General features: G+C 55.1%; 19 protein-coding genes. 13 read left to right on the top strand and 6 right to left on the bottom strand.

Annotation, left to right across the window (positions count from 1 at the left end; all coding sequences use genetic code 11):
• The first annotated feature begins 22 nt into the window (after positions 1 to 22).
• The 4 genes from brnQ (at position 23) to OWK27_RS03890 (ending at position 3,087) form a co-directional block, all read left to right on the top strand.
• Positions 23 to 1,327 (top strand): branched-chain amino acid transport system II carrier protein, encoded by a 1,305-nt coding sequence (gene brnQ / locus OWK27_RS03905; protein ID WP_252004861.1) that lies wholly within the window; start codon positions 23 to 25, stop codon positions 1,325 to 1,327.
• Positions 1,328 to 1,347: 20 nt separating this feature from the next.
• Entirely contained in the window at positions 1,348 to 1,770 is a 423-nt protein-coding gene (locus tag OWK27_RS03900) for a DUF2000 domain-containing protein (RefSeq protein WP_252004862.1), read from the top strand.
• Positions 1,771 to 1,955: 185 nt separating this feature from the next.
• Entirely contained in the window at positions 1,956 to 2,288 is a 333-nt protein-coding gene (locus tag OWK27_RS03895; protein ID WP_252004863.1) for an SMR family transporter, read from the top strand.
• A 433-nt stretch (positions 2,289 to 2,721) separates the two neighbouring features.
• A complete protein-coding gene (locus tag OWK27_RS03890; protein WP_148419333.1) occupies positions 2,722 to 3,087 on the top strand; it encodes a hypothetical protein in 366 nt (121 codons plus the stop codon).
• Positions 3,088 to 3,140: 53 nt separating this feature from the next.
• Here the strand turns inward: OWK27_RS03890 and OWK27_RS03885 are convergent, their stop codons facing one another.
• The gene (locus OWK27_RS03885) at positions 3,141 to 3,497 is read right to left on the bottom strand and encodes a hypothetical protein (protein ID WP_252004864.1); all 357 of its coding nucleotides are present in this window, start codon (positions 3,495 to 3,497) and stop codon (positions 3,141 to 3,143) included.
• Between the two features lie 220 nt (positions 3,498 to 3,717).
• On the opposite strand from OWK27_RS03885, the gene OWK27_RS03880 reads away from it, so the two are divergent.
• The 8 genes from OWK27_RS03880 (at position 3,718) to OWK27_RS03845 (ending at position 9,701) form a co-directional block, all read left to right on the top strand.
• Positions 3,718 to 4,386 (top strand): helix-turn-helix transcriptional regulator, encoded by a 669-nt coding sequence (locus OWK27_RS03880; protein WP_148419337.1) that lies wholly within the window; start codon positions 3,718 to 3,720, stop codon positions 4,384 to 4,386.
• The gene (locus OWK27_RS03875; protein WP_267589870.1) at positions 4,376 to 5,179 is read left to right on the top strand and encodes a PhzF family phenazine biosynthesis protein; all 804 of its coding nucleotides are present in this window, start codon (positions 4,376 to 4,378) and stop codon (positions 5,177 to 5,179) included. The genes OWK27_RS03880 and OWK27_RS03875 overlap by 11 nt, the downstream gene beginning before the upstream one ends.
• 113 nt (positions 5,180 to 5,292) lie before the next feature.
• Positions 5,293 to 5,631, top strand: coding sequence for a DMT family transporter (locus OWK27_RS03870; protein ID WP_267589869.1), 339 nt, complete (start codon positions 5,293 to 5,295; stop codon positions 5,629 to 5,631).
• A gap of 14 nt (positions 5,632 to 5,645) precedes the next feature.
• The gene (locus tag OWK27_RS03865) at positions 5,646 to 5,969 is read left to right on the top strand and encodes a DMT family transporter (protein WP_148419341.1); all 324 of its coding nucleotides are present in this window, start codon (positions 5,646 to 5,648) and stop codon (positions 5,967 to 5,969) included.
• 13 nt (positions 5,970 to 5,982) lie between these two features.
• Positions 5,983 to 8,364, top strand: a complete 2,382-nt coding sequence (gene cutC, locus OWK27_RS03860) for a choline trimethylamine-lyase (protein WP_267589868.1) — start codon at positions 5,983 to 5,985, stop codon at positions 8,362 to 8,364.
• Positions 8,327 to 9,286, top strand: coding sequence for a glycyl-radical enzyme activating protein (locus OWK27_RS03855; RefSeq protein ID WP_148419343.1), 960 nt, complete (start codon positions 8,327 to 8,329; stop codon positions 9,284 to 9,286). The genes cutC and OWK27_RS03855 overlap by 38 nt, the downstream gene beginning before the upstream one ends.
• A 13-nt stretch (positions 9,287 to 9,299) precedes the next feature.
• Positions 9,300 to 9,425 (top strand): hypothetical protein, encoded by a 126-nt coding sequence (locus OWK27_RS03850; RefSeq protein ID WP_256122498.1) that lies wholly within the window; start codon positions 9,300 to 9,302, stop codon positions 9,423 to 9,425.
• Between the two features lie 57 nt (positions 9,426 to 9,482).
• Positions 9,483 to 9,701, top strand: a complete 219-nt coding sequence (locus tag OWK27_RS03845; protein WP_252004867.1) for a YgdI/YgdR family lipoprotein — start codon at positions 9,483 to 9,485, stop codon at positions 9,699 to 9,701.
• Positions 9,702 to 9,736: 35 nt separating this feature from the next.
• On the opposite strand, the gene OWK27_RS03840 is transcribed toward OWK27_RS03845, so the two are convergent.
• The 5 genes from OWK27_RS03840 to budA all read right to left on the bottom strand — a co-directional run bounded on the left by OWK27_RS03840 (position 9,737) and on the right by budA (position 14,432).
• A complete protein-coding gene (locus tag OWK27_RS03840) occupies positions 9,737 to 10,447 on the bottom strand; it encodes a GNAT family N-acetyltransferase (protein WP_267589867.1) in 711 nt (236 codons plus the stop codon).
• 114 nt (positions 10,448 to 10,561) lie between these two features.
• A complete protein-coding gene (locus OWK27_RS03835; protein ID WP_252004868.1) occupies positions 10,562 to 11,035 on the bottom strand; it encodes a cold-shock protein in 474 nt (157 codons plus the stop codon).
• A gap of 133 nt (positions 11,036 to 11,168) precedes the next feature.
• A complete protein-coding gene (locus tag OWK27_RS03830) occupies positions 11,169 to 11,939 on the bottom strand; it encodes a (S)-acetoin forming diacetyl reductase (RefSeq protein ID WP_022647359.1) in 771 nt (256 codons plus the stop codon).
• Positions 11,940 to 11,959: 20 nt separating this feature from the next.
• A complete protein-coding gene (gene alsS / locus OWK27_RS03825) occupies positions 11,960 to 13,681 on the bottom strand; it encodes an acetolactate synthase AlsS (protein ID WP_267589866.1) in 1,722 nt (573 codons plus the stop codon).
• Positions 13,653 to 14,432, bottom strand: a complete 780-nt coding sequence (gene budA, locus OWK27_RS03820) for an acetolactate decarboxylase (protein WP_193356035.1) — start codon at positions 14,430 to 14,432, stop codon at positions 13,653 to 13,655. The genes alsS and budA overlap by 29 nt, the downstream gene beginning before the upstream one ends.
• Positions 14,433 to 14,537: 105 nt before the next feature.
• Between budA and OWK27_RS03815 the strand changes: the two genes are divergently transcribed.
• A complete protein-coding gene (locus OWK27_RS03815; RefSeq protein WP_252004869.1) occupies positions 14,538 to 15,419 on the top strand; it encodes a LysR family transcriptional regulator in 882 nt (293 codons plus the stop codon).
• Positions 15,420 to 15,538 lie beyond the last annotated feature (119 nt).

Raw genomic sequence — 15,538 nt, 5'->3', positions numbered from 1 at the left:
TAATGAGAATGAAGACAACCGCATGACAACTTTTCGCGTCAGAGACATTTTTATCCTGGGTTTTCTTAACTTCGCGCTGTTTGTCGGGGCGGGTAACATCATTTTCCCCCCCTTAATCGGCTTACAGGCGGGAACCTCAATCTGGTATGCCGCAACGGGATTTTTGATTACGGGTGTCGGATTGCCGGTTCTTACCGCGATTGCCATGGCGAAAGCAGGCGGATCGCTTTCGGCCATCACCAGCCCAACGGGGCGCCTCTGCAGTCTGGCACTGACCGTTACCTGTTATCTCTGTATCGGGCCGATCTTCGCTATTCCACGTACCGCCACCGTCTCGTACGAACTGGCATTGCAGCATTATCATTTGAGTAAAAGCGGGTTGGCCCTGTGGAGCGTTCTCTTCTTCAGCCTGGTGATTCTGGTATCGCTTTCTCCAGGACGCCTTCTCGATACCGTAGGGAAGTTTTTATCCCCCCTGAAAATCATCGCCCTGCTGGTACTGACGTTCACAGCCATACTCGTCCCGGCAGGCGCTCCGATGCCGCCGCAGGGGCTATACGCCACTTCGCCCTTTTCTCAGGGCATCACCAATGGCTATCTGACGATGGATACGCTGGCAGCTCTGGTCTTTGGTTTGGTAATTGTCAGAGCCATCCAGTCCCGAGGCGTCACCTCTCCCGGCCTTATCACCCGATACGCCTTGTATTCCGGGCTGATTGCAGGCGTGGGGCTGATGGTGGTCTATGCAGGCTTGTTCCGTCTTGGGCTGAGCAGCAGCGGGCTGACTGAAGGCGCAACAAATGGAGCCCAGGTGCTCAGCGCCTATGTGCATTACAGCTATGGACCTGCCGGAGACCTGTTTCTGGGCGTGCTGATGACCCTTGCCTGCCTGGTCACGGCTATCGGGCTGACGTCTGCCTGTGGTGCCTGGTTCAGCGATCGCACCCGCTTCAGCTATCGAACCTGTATCTGGTTTTTTTCCATCGCCTCCATGCTGATATCCAATATCGGGCTGACTCAGCTAATCGCCTTATCTGTACCGATTTTGACGGCGATTTATCCGGTATTTATCGTGCTTATTCTGACCTTTTTCTTACGGGCATTATTCCGCTCTGCAAGGCTGGTGATTGTGCCTGCGGCATTTGTCACCTTTCTTTTTGGTCTGGCAGACGCGCTTAACGCCGTGGGGGGACCATTGTGGCTGAACGCGCTGTGCAGCAGGATGCCGCTTCACGGTCAGGGGCTAGCCTGGCTGCTGCCTGCCGCTGGCACACTTTCGTTAACGTTCGTTATTGACCGTATACGGCATAAACAACAAGCCTGTTAACAGGACATTGAGGAATCGAGATGTTTGAAGATAATCAAAAAAAACTCTATATCATTGTTAACCGCACGCAGGATCCGGCACTGCTTCTGAATGCCACCGCCCATCTGGCCGCCGGGATCATGCGAAAGGCGGATGACGTGCTCTTTCATGATTACCCAAACGATGAAAGTCATCTGAATGCTTACCTTAGCCATTATCCGGTTGTCATCCTACAGGCAAAAAACAGCAATCAGCTTAAGACAGCGGCGCTGAAGTGTCAGGAAGCGGGGATAATGCTTAACTTCTTTACCACCACGATGCTGGGTAAGTCCTCTGAAGCCCAGATCCAGGCAACCAAAGCCGCCTCCCTGGAAGAGCTGGAGTTTGTGGCCATTGCGCTTTATGGGGATGCAGAAACAATTGCGCCCATCACAAAAAAATTCTCCGTGTTTCGGCAGGCCTGATACCTTTTCCGCATCATATCTTCTTCCCCCCTCCCCACCGTCACGCTGTGAATCGGCATTTTGCGCACCTGACAGGGTGCGCTGGCTCACACAAAATTAAACATTGAGTTTAAATTACAACTTAATGTTGATAGAATTTTCTTACCCGATTGGATAAACCGGAGTAATGTGAAGCAGGCACCTGAATGAATAGCTACGTTTTTCTTTTATTATCAATAGTATGTGAAGTTATTGCGACAACTGCATTAAAATTATCCGACAGTTTTACTCGTTTATGGCCTTCCCTTATAACCGTGATTTTCTATATTGCGGCGTTCTGGTCGTTAACCATACCGATGAGAACAATACCCACGGGAATTATCTATGCGATATGGTCAGGAGCCGGAATCGTGCTGATTAGCCTTGCGGGATGGATTATATATGGCCAAAAGCTGGATATAGCTGCCGTGGCAGGAATGGCTCTTATTATTGCCGGCGTGGTGGTGATAAATCTGTTTTCGAAAACGGCAGGACACTGAAGAGTTGCTCTATCGCTTCAGATTTCAAGTCACCGGTACAATTTATGATCAAAAATCTTTTAATCTGTTTCGCTGTGTTTCTCGTTCTCCTGCTAACGCTTGAAATTCTTTATATCGAAAAGCGTCATGTTAATTTTTTTCGTGATGGGGTAAGAAACGTTGAGGAAGTGCTGTCTCTCTGGGATGTGCATTAGCCGCGCTACCGCACGGTATTTGAATATTTATCTTCCGACATCAACAACGTGCAGATGAATTTGTGAAAATTTCAACGTTAAGTTTTATTAATGTAAATTAGTGCCGATATATTTGACAGAAGATTTATTAGATGCATATCAGCGTTAGCCCGATGGATAGGCAATAACTATTATGTACTCTTACCGGAGGTAGCTAAACTGCTTTCAAAGAGTATATCATTTGTTAAAAAGGTAAATGAGTGGAAACAACAAAATTATGGATTTCGTTAGGGACTATTGTCAGCCCTATTACTGGAACGTTTTTCACTAAAATAGTTACACAACATAATCATAAATATCTGCTCTGGTATAAGGGCGACTATCTTATCAAACCGGGTGATAAAATTAAGGTTAGTAACAACGGTTTTGTCGTTTCCGGGCAATTGCGCTCGGTGAACATTATCCAGATTGATAAATATAGTCCGACCCTCTGGCGGGTAATGCACAATATGTCCAGCTGCCCCGGGGACAGAGAACCGGAAAATCCTTATTGTACGTCAACAACCCGATGTATTTTCAAGTCTTGCCCTCACGGCAAAACGCGCCATGCCCTGCAAAACCGTTGAAAATACGATCGCCTGAGCCTCTTCCACCAGAGGCTTTATTATAAAATGAATGCTCATCTGCTGACGCAGGGTGCAATTACCCGGCCAAGCTCTTCATTGGTCTGCTTTGACCCCGAGATAAGCGTAATATCCAGAAAGTTGGCCCCTGTGGTATGCGTCATATCAACCTGGGCAATCAGCCGGTTCCCCTCAGAGATATCAAAAAAGTTAGGCGTGTCCCGCTCGGGGAAGATGTACTCCACCTCGTAGCCTTCGGCGCCGAGCGCGCTTCGCATACAGTGATATCGTCCGTCCAGACCGGGATGCGATGAAACGGTAAAAGGTTTATAGGTGGTCGCATCGCCAAAAGGACGCACCAGCTGGCATGCCGTGAGGAGCGTTACGGCCACAATCACAGTTAAAAATTTCATTTTATCCTTTGAGCATTAAGCAGTTACGGTCAATTCAACCGGTTGGTTCGGCATAAAATGTACCCGCACACGCCACCTTTATCAACTTTTTGTTGATAATTAAACACTATCGATATACTTTAACGCTACCAGGACTCTCGCTTGCGGCAAAAGGCCGGGTAAGGAAAGTAGCGAGGATTTAAACAGGACATCTGACCATGCAGAACATACAGGAACAACGATGAAATCAGATTACGCAAAACAGATTGAACTGATTTCCGGGCCGCTGGAAGCGGCAATGGAAGCTCTTGCAGGTACGCTGTCGGCGAACCAGGAGATAGTCCTGCACAACCTCACCACGCCCGATCGGTCCGTAATAAAGATTGTCAACGGGCACGTCAGCGGCAGAAAAGCGGGTGACAATCTTTTATCCGGTCCTGAAAAAGACAAAGGATTTGCCCTGTTGCTTAAAAAAAGCGAGGACAGCACCCCGGTAACGGTAAAAAATTATAAAACCGTCACGGCGTCCGGACGGACCCTCAACAGCGCCTCGACAATTTACTATAGTGAGGAAGGGGTACCGCTGATGGCCTTTTGCATCAATATCGATACCTCGCCTTACGATCAAATGCGCAAGTGCCTCGACGCTATAACGGGCGGCCCACTTCCCGATTCAGACCCGCAGGATATGAACCTGGGGGGCATCATCGAGCAGTCAATCCAGGAAATCATCGATAAACATTCGGTCCCGGGCAAAAAGGTACAGAAAGCGCAGCGGCTTAAAATAGTCGCTGAAATGCACGCTAAAGGCATTTTCAAAATGCGGGGTGGCGTCCAGCACGCGGCGCAGGCCCTGGGCGTGACCCGCTATACGGTTTATAACGATCTTGAGGTGATGGGTGAAAAATAACAGTCCCCGGCGCATCCCGTTTTACCAGGTAGACGCCTTCTCTGACGGCCCCTTTACGGGGAATCCCGCGGCCGTCTGCCTGCTGGACGCCTGGCCGGAGGAGCTTGTTCTCCAGCGCATCGCTACCGAAAACAACCTTTCCGAGACCGCGTTTGTGGTTCCACAGGATGACGGCTTCGCGCTTCGCTGGTTCACCCCCGCGGTAGAGGTGGATCTCTGCGGCCATGCGACGCTTGCCGCCGCGAGCGTTCTCTTTAGCCGTGACGACGCCTGCAACAGCGTGCGTTTCTTCACCCGCAGCGGCGAGCTGACCGTGACCTCGCACGATGGGCAATACACGCTCGATTTCCCCCAGGCGATCCCGTCCCGGATTACCGCCCCGGAAGGGTTGTTTAAGGCGCTTGGGCTGGAGGAAAACGCCGGTGAAACCTGGCTGGCGTCCGATCTTATTGTCGTTATCGACGATGAGGACAGGCTGGATGCCCTGAAGCCGGATTTTTCCGCACTGGAAAAGTTTAACGCGCGCGGTGTGGTGGTCACTGCCGCCTCACGCACCTTCGATTTTCGCTCACGCTGGTTCGGCCCTCAGGTGGGGGTAAATGAAGATCCGGTGACGGGTTCGGCTCACACCTTTCTGGCACCGCTGTGGAGTGAAAAACTCTCGAAGAAGAGGTTACGCGCGCAACAGGGCGGAAGCCGTAAAGGCGAACTGATTTGCCACGTTAAGGATAACGGGCGTATCGAACTCTCGGGCAAAGCGTGCCTGATGATTGAAGGAACCTTTATTCTGTAAGCACACGGATGTGAAGCCTAAACGCGGGTGAAACAGTTCAGTCGAGCGGCTGTTCCGCATTTTTACACCAGTAAACACGCTTATATTTTATTTAACAGTGTGAGATTTATTTAATGACGTTAACGAAAAGCGCTGCTGCCCTGCTGGCTGCAGTATCCATTGAAGTTATCGCCACAACCATATTATCGTTATCAAACAGTTTTCAGCGCCCCGTAGTGGGGTTATCTGCGGTAATAAGCTACGGCGTAAGTTATTATTTTTTATCGATTGCATTACGCCGGATTCATATCGGCGTGGCCTATGCCATCTGGTCAGCGGTCGGTTTATTCAGCATTACCGCTATACAATACCGCTGCTTTGACTATGCGGTGTCCCAGAGGGCATGGGTGGGCCTGGGGATGGTCATCGCGGGAACCATTATTCTGAACCTGGCGATCAAGCAAAACAAATAACACTGCAATTAAAAATGTATATTATTCTGAACTGCCTTTTCTGGCTGATTATTTCCGTCACGATGGAAGTCACCGGCACGCTATTACTCCCGGAGACCAGACATTTTAAAAATATTCCATTAACCATTCACTGCATGGCTTGCTACGCTATTTCTTTTTATTCTCTGTCAATGCTTATGGGATATATTTCACCTGTCGTCGCCTATTCCGTCTGGGCGGGGCTGGGGATTGTGATGATAACCGTGATGAGCGGCATTTTTTATCAATTAAAAAGCAGCATTCTGGAAAAGATCGGGATTGGCTGCATCGTGACCGGGCTGGCGATCGTCGCCTTTTAACAGGAGAAACGGCATGACGACGGAGATGCTTTCACTGCGCGTGGTTCAGCTTCGTGACGCCTACCTTCAGGCAAAACCTTTCGTCTCGGCGCATCGGGCCGTGAGCGTAACCCGGGTTTATAAAGACAATCCGGGAATGAACAACAGCCTGCTCAGGGCGCTGGCCTTTCAGCGTGCCTGTGAGACTGCGCCGCTGCATGTGGCGCAGAATGAGCTTATCGTCAGCCATCCTGCTGGCGGCGCACGCGGGGGAGAAGTTTCGCCAGAAATCAGCTGGCGCTGGCTGGCGGAAGAGCTGGAGACCCTTCCCACGCGGGCGCAGGATCCCTATCAGATTGATGAGGAAACAAAGCGTCTGCTTCGCGAAGAGGTATTCCCCTACTGGCAGGGGCGCTCCCTTGATGAAATGGCGCAAACGCGGCTCAAGACCCACGGGCTGTGGGAGTGGTGTCATGACGACGGCATCTGCGACGTCACGATCAAAACCCAAAACGGCGGCGGCGATTCCTGTCCGGGTTATGACACTATCTTGCTGACCAGAGGGATAAAGGGGATCCGCGAGGAGGCGGCATCGCGGCTTCTCGCGCTCGATCCCGCTACGCCCGAGGGCTGTGATGCCTTCAATTTTTACACCGCCATTCTGCACACCTGCGACGGCGTGGTGACCTATGCCCGGCGTTATGCGCACTTTCTGAATGCGCTTGCGGAAAAGGAAGGCGATCCGCTGCGTCGCGATGAGCTGCTGCATCTGGCCGGGATATGCCGCCGGGTGCCGGAGCAGCCGCCGCAGCATTTCCACGATGCGCTGCAGGCTATCTGGTTCGTACACTCCCTGTTTATGCTGGAAGAGAACCAGACCGGCATATCCCTCGGCCGCGTCGATCAGTACCTCTGGCCGCTGCTGGCGCGCGATCTGAACGACGGCACGCTCAATCTTCAGCAGGCTGAGGAACTCCTCTGCTGCTGGCTGATAAAAATGGCCGAAACCCTGTGGATTTGCAGCGAATCGACGGCAATGTATTTTGCTGGCTACCAGCCGTTTATCAACCTCGTGGTTGGCGGCCAGAAGCGCGAAGGTGGCGATGCGACCAACCCGCTCACGCTGGCGATCATGGATTGTTCAGCGCGTTTAAAAATCTACCAGCCGGGTTTAGCGGTACGTATACATAACCAGTCCCCTCAGCCGTTTTTGCGCAAAGTGGTCGACGTGGTACGCAGCGGCATGGGTTTTCCGGCCTGCCATTTCGACGATGCGCATATCCGGATGATGCTGCACAAAGGGTTTAGCTATGAAGATGCCCGGGACTACTGCCTGATGGGCTGCGTCGAGCCGCAAAAATCAGGGAAAATGTACCAGTGGACGTCGGTAGGCTATACCACCTTTACCGCGGCTATCGAGCTGACTCTGCATAACGGCCAAAACCAAAACGGGAAGCCGTGCGGCCCCGCCACGGGCGACGTGTCCCGGTTCAGTCGTTATGAGGACGTTGAATCCGCGGTTCGGGCCCAGCTCTCCGCTATCGTCAGAAACGCCGCGCAGGCGACGCTTATCGTCCAGAAGCTGCATGCAGAGCATGCCAGAAAACCGCTGATGTCATGCTTTATTGAAGGGTGTATCGCCACAGCAAAGGACGTCACTCAGGGAGGCGCACGCCTCAACGCAGGGCCAGGCCTCATCTGGACCGGGCTTGCCGACTGCGTAAATTCGCTAATGGCCATCAAAACGCTGGTTTTCGACACCGCCCGCTTCACGCTGCGGCAGCTCGTGGAGGCGCTCGACCACAATTTTGTCGGCTATGACGACATACTGACCGCCTGCCAGCGAGCGCCGAAATATGGCAACGATATTCGTGAGGTGGATGAAATCGCCCGCGAGCTGGTGCGTTTTCTCGAGCAGGAGCACCGCCGCTACCGGATGCTGTATGCGCCGTTTGCGTTTGGCACGCTCTCTATTTCAAACAACACCCCGTTCGGGCTTATCACCGGCGCGCTGCCCTCTGGCCGGCTGGCGGGTAAACCACTGGCCGATGGCATCAGCCCGGCCCAGCAAACGGATTACCTCGGCCCGACTGCCATCATCAACTCCGTGAGCCGGATCAACGTCGAGGAGATGGATATTGGCATGGTGCATAACATCAAGCTCATGTACGGGATGCTGGAGACGCCCGAAGGCCAGAACAGCCTGATCCACCTGCTGCGCACGGCGAGCATTCTGGGCAATGCCCAGCTCCAGTTCAGCTACGTGGACGACGAGACGTTGAGAAAGGCGCAAAAGCACCCCGCAGACTATCGCAACCTGATGATCCGGGTGGCGGGCTATAGCGCCTTTTTCGTTGAATTAAGTAAAGAGGTCCAGGATGAGATCATCAGCAGAACCACGCAGCGGCACTTCTGAACAGACGTACGGCTGGATCTCAAACATTCAGCGGTTTTCGTTACATGACGGGCCGGGCATCCGCAGCATTATCTTCTTAAAAGGCTGCCGGATGCGCTGCGCCTGGTGCGCTAACCCGGAAGGGCAAACCACCGGCCGGGATGTTTTCTTCCATGCCGACCGCTGCTTGCATTGTGGCAAATGTGCCGACCTGTGCCCAACGAGGCTGCACGGCATGGACCACAACGTGCATGTTCTTGAACGCGACCGCAGATGCGCGGGCTGTCGGTTATGCGAAGCGCGCTGTCCTGCCGCCGCGCTCAATATTGTCGGCGAGCATGTTAGCGCGGATACCGCCTTTGAAAGGGTCATGGCTGATGAAGTCTGGTTCCGCCAGTCCGGAGGCGGCGTCACGCTCAGCGGCGGCGAGGTGGCGATGCAGCCTGAATTTGCGCGCGTTTTAGTTGAGCGGCTCAAAGCGGAGGACATTCACACCGCAATTGAAACCGCGGGCTACGCTTCCTGGCACGCTATTCATCAGGCAACGTCGGGCTGCGATCTGATCCTGTACGATTTAAAAAGCGCGGAGGATGCGCTGCACGTCCGTTATACCGGCGTCAGCAATAAGACGATTGTGCGCAATCTTGCGCGGCTATTACAGGGCGGGCAACAGATTATTATCCGTATTCCCGTGATCCCCTATTTTAACGATGCCCCGGATCGGGCCGATAAATTACTGTCGCTGATCTCCGCGCTAACTAAGGGAAGAGAAAACTTTCAGGGGGTGGAATTACTCCCCTATCACCGTTTCGGTACGGGTAAATATAAATTACTCAACAGGGAGTACGGCTGGAACACAGGTACGGCTAATGTCGATAATTTCTTATCGATTGCACATCACTATCGCCTGCCGGTAAAGGTGTCGGGTACGCTCGCAGGTTAATGGAGAGAAAATCATGTCTACGAAACCAGATGAAGTCTCTGAAGCGGGCGTTACGCCCCTCGAACGTCGCGTTGTTATCGTGACGCTCCTGTTTATGTTTTTGATATATGCAGCGTTACTGATATCTCCCTGGTTGTGAAGTGAATTTCAGTAACCTTATTCGGCCATTGTGGTCTTTTTAATTACAGGCATTAAGATGAAAAAAGTAGTAGCAGTAATAAGTCTCGCATTTATGACCCTGACGGTTGGAGGGTGCTCCAGCGACTATGTTTTACAAAAGAAAAATGGTGAAATGATTATCACCCACGGAAAACCGGAAGTGGATGAAGACAACGGCTTAATTACTTACGAAGATATCGCGGGCAATGAACATGCCATCAACCGCGATCAAATTAGTCAGATGATCGAGAAATAACGTACAGGGGCAGAGAGGCTACAGTGCCCTCTGCCCTATACCTCTTTCCGCTGACGAAATGCCTCAATCCGCCGGACCTGCCGCCCTTCCCCGTCGAAATTATCCGCCGCCAGCCAGGCACGCAGTTCCGCATCCCTTTGCGGCCACTCGCCGTCGATAATGGAGAGCATATCGCTGTCGCGATTGCGTCCTTTACGCACCAGCTTCTGGCACAGGCGCCCTTCCCAGACAAACCCCAGCCGCTCCGCCGCCCTGCGCGAGGCGACGTTCATCGAATCGCACTTCCACTCCAGCCGACGATATTTATGCTCAAAGGCATTTTTCAGCAGCAGCCATACCGCTTCGGTGCCGATGCGGGAGCCTTTCATCCTGCGCGACCAGGTGACGTGACCGATTTCCACCGAGCCCTGAAAGCGCTCTATCGCCATATAGCAGACCAGCCCTACCGCCTTTTCGGTACGTAAATCCATCACGGCAAAGGGCACCAGATCGTCATCCATCACCTTACCAAGTACCCAGTGCGCGGTGGCTTCTACGCTTTCAGGCCGGGAGCTGGCAAGCCACGTCCAGTCGCTGTCGTCCCCCAGCGCGTAGGCTTCGTATAAATCAGCCGAATGGCGATCCGCATCCAGCGGCTCCAGACGGCAATACTGACCGGCGAGCGGGGTGCGGGTTAAGGCCCTGGCGCATTTCCAGTCCGGGACGATATCGTTAACGGTTTGACCATGTTGATTGATTTCGGGCACGACGGAGACTCCCTGATCCCTGAAAGGTAAGGAGTGAGTTATAGCAGGTTAAAAAGCGGACGAAAAGGAAGAACGTGCGGGCCGGGTAAGGCGTCGTCGCTACCCGGCACAAGGTTACTTCAGCAGTTTTACCGTAGCGTCGATGTCGATTTCATCTTCGGTAAAGATCATCGTCGTGTTCTGGAAGGTGGTGATTGCCAGCTTCTTCACCGTGCGCATTTCGCCCGGTTTTTTCTCGGTTTTCGGCTTGATGCTGTTCATCAGCAGCCCCACCGACAGCACCGCGTTCTCTTTGTCGATTTTGGTATCCACGGGCTCTTCTTCGCTGAACACCACGAAGGATTTGATCGAGGTGAGCTTCACGCGCTCGCCCGCAATATAGAGGTGCTTACTCTCCGGGATCACCTTCACCGCATAGGCGGAAAGGCCTTTGCTGTTGGTGGTGGGCTCGAAGGTCACCGCGGCATCTTTCTTAATCAGCTCGGGGTTGGCGACCTTAATCACATGAAAATAGCGGTTGTCGCCGTTTTCATCTTTGATAAATCCAAAGCCTTTATCCTTAAACCACGTTGTGATTGTACCGTTCATCGCTGTTACCGCCTGTCAGATCTCAAGACTAAAGTTTTGCAGCGCGCAGTGTAATCCACAATGGCTGACGAGACAAAAAAAAGCCCCTGCACGGGGGCAGGGGAAAGTTCATGTCAGAGCTTATCGTTATTTTTTAGTTAAATACCATCCCGCCGTCAATCAGCAGAGACTGGCCGGTCATGTAGTCAGAGTCTGGCCCGGCAAGGTAAGAGACGCAGGCAGCCACGTCTTCCGGTTCTGACAGGCGGCCAAGGGTAATACGTTTGGCAAAGGTTTCGGTCCCGTAGCCGAGCGGTTTACCCGCCGCTTCGGAGACCTGACGGTCGATCTCTGCCCACATCGGCGTTTTAACGATGCCGGGGCAGTAGGCGTTAACGGTGATCCCCAGCGGCGCGAGGTCGCGCGCGGCGGTCTGGGTTAAGCCGCGCACCGCGAACTTGCTGGAGCTGTACACCGCCAGCTCAGGGTTACCGGTGTGGCCCGCCTGGGAGCAGGCGTTGATGATCTTGCCGCCGTGCCCCTCTTTGCGGAACGCGTCGATCGCGGCCTGAATGCCCCAGATCACCCCCTTCACGTTGATGTTGTAGACCTTGTCGACAATTTCCGGGGTGATGGATTCGATCGGCGTAGACGGCGCCACCCCGGCGTTATTGACGATAACGTTGAAGCCGCCCAGCGCGGTGCGGGCTTTCTCGACCGCCGCAAACACCTGGTCGCGGTCAGACACGTCCACCTTCACGGCGACGGCCTTGCCGCCGTTGCGGGTGATTTCATCCGCGACCGCTTTCGCCGTCTCTTCGTTATAATCCGCGATGGCGACTGCAAAGCCGTCCTTCACCAGACGAAGCGCGATCGCTTTCCCAATCCCCTGGCCGGAGCCGGTTACGAGAGCCACTTTTTGCATTTCTCTGTCCTTATATTGATTCACAAAATCTGGCTGAGATGGAGCTGGCCCATCAGCAGCGGGTTATCGCTGTAGTCGACGGGAATGGCCACCACGGCCGGGCCATCGACATCCATTGCCGCGCGCAGCGTCGGCTCGAGCGCAGCCGCGCTCTCCACGGCAAAGCCCTTCGCGCCGAACGCGTCGGCATAGGCCTTGAAGTCAACCGGGCCAAACTCCACGCCGGAAAGACGCTGGTATTTCTTCTCTTCCTGGATTGCCACCATGTTGTAGGCGTTGTCCACCCAGATGATGTGCAGGATATTGGCGTTGAGGCGCACGGCGGTTTCCAGCTCCATGCTTGACTGTAAAAAGCCGCCGTCCCCGGACACCGAGACCACCTTGCGCCCGGGATTTACCAGCCACGCGCCAATGGCCCACGGCAGCGCCACGCCCATGGTCTGCTGGCCGTTGGAGATCATCACCTGACGCGCGCGGAAGCTGTAGAGGTAGCGGGCGATCCAGATGTGGAAGCTGCCCATATCGACGGTGAGCGTTACGTCGTTATTCACGATGTCCTGCATGGCGCGCACGATGCGCAGCGGATGCAGGGCAAACTGGTTGAGCGACGCGCCGCGGCGGTCGAGCAGATCCCGCTGATGCTGGCGATCGACCAGAATTTCCGAGGCGCGCTGGCTCAGCTCAAGCTTGCGATCGATGCGGCTGGCGAGCAGGTTCAGCGTGGCGGCAATATCCCCTACCAGCTCCAGGTCAGGAACATAGTTGCGCTCCTCATAGGCGGGCAGCACGTCAATATGCACCAGGGTGGCATCGCCGCTGTTCCACATGGACGGCTCGTACTCCACCGGGCTGTAGCCGATGCAGATAATCAGATCCGCCAGATGCAGCAGCCGGTCGCCCGCCTGGTTGTTAAAGAGACCGACGCGCCCGGCGAAGCGGGTGAAGTGCTCCTGATTCACCGCCCCGGCAGCCTGATAGGTGCTGGTGACGGGAATACGGCTTTTCTCCAGCAGCGTGTGCAGCGCGGCGCTGTTGGCGGGCTGGCTGGCCATCAGGCCAAGCAAAATGACCGGATTTTTGGCCTTTTCGATAAGCTTCGCCACGTCGTTAATGGCCGACTCCGGTGCCGGGCCCATCAGCGCCGCGGTGCTGGCGGGCAAAATCGCCCCCGTGGTGGGCTGGTCGACAATGTCCTGCGGCAGGCTGACGAACGCCCCGCCCGGTCTGCCCTGCTCGGCGGCGCGAAACGCGTTGGACACCACCTCGGCAATCGCGTCCGGAGAGTTAACCTCCACGGCATACTTCGTCACCGGGCTGAACATGGCGACGGTGTCCATGCTCTGGTGCACCAGCTTCGCCTTATCCGCCCGCTTCACCGCCCCGCCCAGCGCCACCACCGGGTCGCCTTCGCTGTTGGCGGTGGCAATGCCGGTGATCAGGTTTGAACAGCCCGGCCCGGAGGTGACCAGCGCGACCCCGGCCTTGCCGGTTAGCCGCCCTACCGCTGCCGCCATAAACGCCGCGTTCGCCTCGTGGCGCACCGGGATGATTTCAATGGACGAGTCCAGCAGGGAGTCGAAGACCTTGTCGATTTTCGCACCCGGGATCCCGAACACCTGCTTCACGCCCTGCGCTTCCAGCTGGCCGACAACCATATCGGCGCCGTGCGCCCACTGACGTGACTGTTTATCACTGTTCACGGTAGTTCTCCTGTTAGTTTTCGACGGAACGGATCGCTGCATCAAGATTGCTGGGGTGAAGGTTGGCCTGTAAAAACGCGCTGTCGGCGGGCAGGTCAATCATCAGCTTGTGTATTTCACCGAAGGTGAGCACCCCGCTCTCCAGCTGGTAGTCGAGCAGATGTCCCCCGCCCTGGCGGTCGTCGGTAATGAAGTGTTCGTGGTAGCCCGCCACGTTAATGCCCTGCATATGCTGCGGGGTGCGGAACCCGACCAGCACCCCTTCGCGCTGGTTAAAGCGGAACACCGGCTGGTCGTCCAGAACGTCGGTCATCGCGCGGTACGGCGGCGTCTGGCGCGGTACGGTGCGGGTATGGGCGTGGCGGAAGTTGCCGTCGATGCGCAGCGCGCAGAACAGGTTATCGGAGGGGATCTGCTTGTCGATCGCGTCGTGGATCTGCTGGCGGCTGACCGGCGCACTGAAGGTGATACGATACTGCGGCTGGAACCAGGTCATCACCGCGAACGGCGTTTTCTGCTCCGGCTTCGCGGCCCGGGCGCTGCCGTCGGCGCGCAGCTGGTACACCTGGCTGCTGAAGGCAATCATTTCGCCGTCCAGCTCGTTAAACGTGCCGAGCCCAAAATCACCGTGTGCCAGCAGATCGGCGATGGTGGTCTCCCCTTCGTACACGCCGCTTAGCAGGGCGCTCATTAGCGATGTCTGATAGATCACGCTGTCAGGATGCCGGGCAGAGAACCCACGCAGGGTCTCACATAAGCTCGCCTCACAGTCGCATGCGGATGAATGCATCATCATGCTCGTCCTCTTCAACTTTATTTATAAAGGTTAAATAAATGTTGACCCGATTCAGCAGAGAGTTCCAATATAGAATCCATGCTGGTTTGAGACGTTTTAGATATGGAACTTCGTTATCTGCGCTATTTTGTCGCGGTTGCACGCGAGCGACACTTCACCAGGGCGGCCAAAGCGCTGGGTATTTCACAGCCTCCACTGAGCCAGCAGATCAAACGGCTTGAGGAGGAAGTGGGCACGCCGCTGTTCAGACGCCTGACGCGGGGCGTTGAGCTGACCGAGGCGGGAGAAGCCTTCTACGAGGACGCCTGCAAGATCCTGGCGCTGAGCGACGCCGCGCTGGAGAAAGCCCGCGGCATCGCGCGCGGGCTGAACGGCAGCCTGTCGATTGGCATCACCAGCTCCGACGCTTTTCATCCCAAAATTTTCGCGCTGATCCGCCAGTATCAGGTGCAGAACATGGCGGTGCAGGTTCACCAGGTGGAAGCCAATATGTCCTCGCTGACGACGATGCTGGCGGAGGGTGAGCTGGATATCGCCTTCGTGCGCCTGCCGTGCGAGAGCAGCAAGGTGTTCGAGCTAAAAATCCTTGACCGGGAGCCGATGGTGGTGGCGCTGCATCGCGACCATCCGCTGGCGGCGCGCGGCGATCTGGCGCTGGATGAGCTTAAGGATACGCCGGTAGTGCTGTTCCCGCAGGAGGTCGCGCCCGGGCTGTACGACCGCGTTTACGGCAGCTGCGAGCGGGCCGGAATCGATATGCAACATACGCTGCAATCCTCACAGCTCTCCTCTTCCCTGAGCATGGTTTCCGCCGGCGGCGGCTTCGCGCTGGTGCCACAGTCGATGGCGGCCATTTCTCCGCCGAACGTGACCTACCACGCGCTGAGCTCACCGGAGCTTTATACCGATATCGCGCTCTGCTGGCGGCGCTTTGAACGCTCGCGGACGGTGAAGCGGTTTCTTGCGATGATGAGCGAGGGGTGACGGCCGGTTTGGCTGGTGGTTTTTGTAGGCCGGGTAAGGCGTAGCCGCCTCCCGGCAATGCCCTTCTGGAAGCCGCCTCGCAAACCTGCAAGCAACCTTATGTAATTCATGGGCATCGC

It is taken from the genome of Enterobacter cloacae complex sp. 2022EL-00788, assembly GCF_026627565.1.
Lineage (GTDB): Bacteria > Pseudomonadota > Gammaproteobacteria > Enterobacterales > Enterobacteriaceae > Enterobacter > Enterobacter pasteurii.
This window is presented reverse-complemented; position numbering and strand designations above follow the sequence as displayed.

What these genes read in the sequence shown, in the direction of transcription:
- OWK27_RS03885 (WP_252004864.1), bottom strand. Translation starts at nt 3,497, where the DNA reads ATGAAATTTTTAACTGTGATTGTGGCCGTAACGCTCCTCACGGCATGC.
- OWK27_RS03900 (WP_252004862.1), top strand. Translation starts at nt 1,348, where the DNA reads ATGTTTGAAGATAATCAAAAAAAACTCTATATCATTGTTAACCGCACG.
- OWK27_RS03870 (WP_267589869.1), top strand. Translation starts at nt 5,293, where the DNA reads ATGACGTTAACGAAAAGCGCTGCTGCCCTGCTGGCTGCAGTATCCATT.
- OWK27_RS03855 (WP_148419343.1), top strand. Translation starts at nt 8,327, where the DNA reads ATGAGATCATCAGCAGAACCACGCAGCGGCACTTCTGAACAGACGTAC.
- OWK27_RS03865 (WP_148419341.1), top strand. Translation starts at nt 5,646, where the DNA reads ATGTATATTATTCTGAACTGCCTTTTCTGGCTGATTATTTCCGTCACG.
- OWK27_RS03835 (WP_252004868.1), bottom strand. Translation starts at nt 11,035, where the DNA reads ATGAACGGTACAATCACAACGTGGTTTAAGGATAAAGGCTTTGGATTT.
- brnQ (WP_252004861.1), top strand. Translation starts at nt 23, where the DNA reads ATGACAACTTTTCGCGTCAGAGACATTTTTATCCTGGGTTTTCTTAAC.
- OWK27_RS03845 (WP_252004867.1), top strand. Translation starts at nt 9,483, where the DNA reads ATGAAAAAAGTAGTAGCAGTAATAAGTCTCGCATTTATGACCCTGACG.
- cutC (WP_267589868.1), top strand. Translation starts at nt 5,983, where the DNA reads ATGACGACGGAGATGCTTTCACTGCGCGTGGTTCAGCTTCGTGACGCC.
- OWK27_RS03830 (WP_022647359.1), bottom strand. Translation starts at nt 11,939, where the DNA reads ATGCAAAAAGTGGCTCTCGTAACCGGCTCCGGCCAGGGGATTGGGAAA.
- OWK27_RS03815 (WP_252004869.1), top strand. Translation starts at nt 14,538, where the DNA reads ATGGAACTTCGTTATCTGCGCTATTTTGTCGCGGTTGCACGCGAGCGA.
- OWK27_RS03850 (WP_256122498.1), top strand. Translation starts at nt 9,300, where the DNA reads ATGTCTACGAAACCAGATGAAGTCTCTGAAGCGGGCGTTACGCCCCTC.
- budA (WP_193356035.1), bottom strand. Translation starts at nt 14,432, where the DNA reads ATGATGCATTCATCCGCATGCGACTGTGAGGCGAGCTTATGTGAGACC.
- OWK27_RS03895 (WP_252004863.1), top strand. Translation starts at nt 1,956, where the DNA reads ATGAATAGCTACGTTTTTCTTTTATTATCAATAGTATGTGAAGTTATT.
- OWK27_RS03880 (WP_148419337.1), top strand. Translation starts at nt 3,718, where the DNA reads ATGAAATCAGATTACGCAAAACAGATTGAACTGATTTCCGGGCCGCTG.
- alsS (WP_267589866.1), bottom strand. Translation starts at nt 13,681, where the DNA reads ATGCAGCGATCCGTTCCGTCGAAAACTAACAGGAGAACTACCGTGAAC.